The organism is Methyloceanibacter marginalis, from assembly GCF_001723295.1.
In the GTDB taxonomy this organism is placed as follows: Bacteria; Pseudomonadota; Alphaproteobacteria; order Rhizobiales; family Methyloligellaceae; genus Methyloceanibacter; species Methyloceanibacter marginalis.
In genome coordinates this window covers 1-1,406 of the sequence record NZ_LPWD01000409.1, presented here as the reverse complement: position 1 = coordinate 1,406, position 1,406 = coordinate 1, and the positions used below count along the sequence as shown (strand labels likewise).

At 66.4% G+C, this 1,406-nt stretch carries 1 protein-coding gene and 2 pseudogenes; all 3 read left to right on the top strand.

Annotated elements, in window-relative coordinates:
* Positions 1-245: pseudogene (locus AUC71_RS20395) on the top strand (bifunctional diaminohydroxyphosphoribosylaminopyrimidine deaminase/5-amino-6-(5-phosphoribosylamino)uracil reductase RibD); the annotation flags it as partial.
* Positions 167-807: pseudogene (locus AUC71_RS13735) on the top strand (RibD family protein). The pseudogenes AUC71_RS20395 and AUC71_RS13735, both read left to right, overlap by 79 nt.
* Positions 780-1,385 carry a riboflavin synthase gene (locus tag AUC71_RS13730; RefSeq protein WP_069624690.1) on the top strand — a complete coding sequence of 202 codons (606 nt, stop codon included), beginning with the start codon at positions 780-782 and terminating at the stop codon, positions 1,383-1,385. The pseudogene AUC71_RS13735 and the gene AUC71_RS13730 overlap by 28 nt, the downstream one beginning before the upstream one ends.
* Positions 1,386-1,406: the final 21 nt, after the last annotated feature.

The following is a 1,406-nucleotide window of genomic DNA, read 5'->3' as shown; positions in this document are numbered from 1 at the left end:
CCCGCACCGCCGGGCGCGGTATCGAAAGGCTGACGGACGCCGGGATTGAAGTGACAGACGGCGTGCTCGCGGCAGACGCCGCTTCCGTCACGCTGGGACATCTGATGCGGGTCAGCGAAGGGCGCCCTGCCGTCACCTTGAAACTTGCCGTCGCGCCGACGGACGCATGCCCCAAGGCCACGGCGAACCGGTCTGGATCACGGGGCCGGATGCGCGCACACACGGCCATCTCCTGCGCGCCATGAATGACGCCATCCTGGTCGGCCGGGGCACGATTATGGCCGACAACCCCACGCTGACCTGCCGTCTTCCCGGTATGTCGTGCCGCTCCCCGGTACGTGTTGTGCTCGACCGCGCCTGCGCACCCCGCCCGACGCCCAGCTCTTCGAGGACATCATGGTGCCGGTCTGGCTCTTCTGCGCCGCGGGCGAGACCCACGCCAATGCAGATCGGTTGCATGACCTCGGCGCGGAGATCGTGCCGGTCCCCATAGACGACCACGGCCTTATCGATGTGCAAGACGCGCTGGAGACGCTGGCCCATCGCGGCATCACGCGCGTGCTGATCGAAGGCGGGCCCTCCGTCGCGCGCGCGTTCCTCGATGCGGACCTTGTGGACGAGGCGGTCGTCTATCAGGGAGCGCGCCCGGCGGGCGAGGACGGCCTTAGCCCGTTCGCCGGCGACGGCCTTGATCGGCTCACCGCAAGCGGCCATTTCACTTTCATCGCCTCACGATCCTTCGGACCGGACCGGATGACGTGGTGGCGCCGGATCAGAACATGTTCACTGGCATTATCGGCAGCATAGGAACGCTCATGGCGCGGGATGGGTCACGCTTCGTGATCCACACGCCGTTCAAGCGCAAGAGCCTGGAGGAGGGCGCCTCGCTCGCCTGCGACGGCTGCTGCCTGACGCTCGCTGAAATCGGCAAGGCGAAGGGCAAGGGCGCCGCCGTGACCGTCGACGTCTCCAACGAGACCCGCGCCCACACCACGCTCGGCACGTGGGAAACGGGGCGGAAGATCAACCTGGAGCGCGCACTTGGGCTCGGCGAGGAGCTCGGCGGACACATCGTCACAGGCCATGTGGACGCCCGGGCGAAGATCGTCTCACGCTTTCCCGATGGCGACAGCGTGCGCGTGCTGGTGGAAGCGCCGCCCGAGCTTGCGCAATTCATCGCGCCGAAGGGCTCCGTCGCCCTGAACGGTGTCTCGCTCACGGTTAACGAGGTGGACGGTCAGCGCTTCGGCGTGAACATCATTCCTTACACTTTGACCCATACGACGTGGGGCGACTGCATGCCGGGCGATCTGGTAAACCTTGAAGTCGATCTGCTCGCGCGCTACGTGGCGCGCCTGAGGCAACACGAAGGCCCAATGCCGTGACCGTTATGAGTAAGACATCGA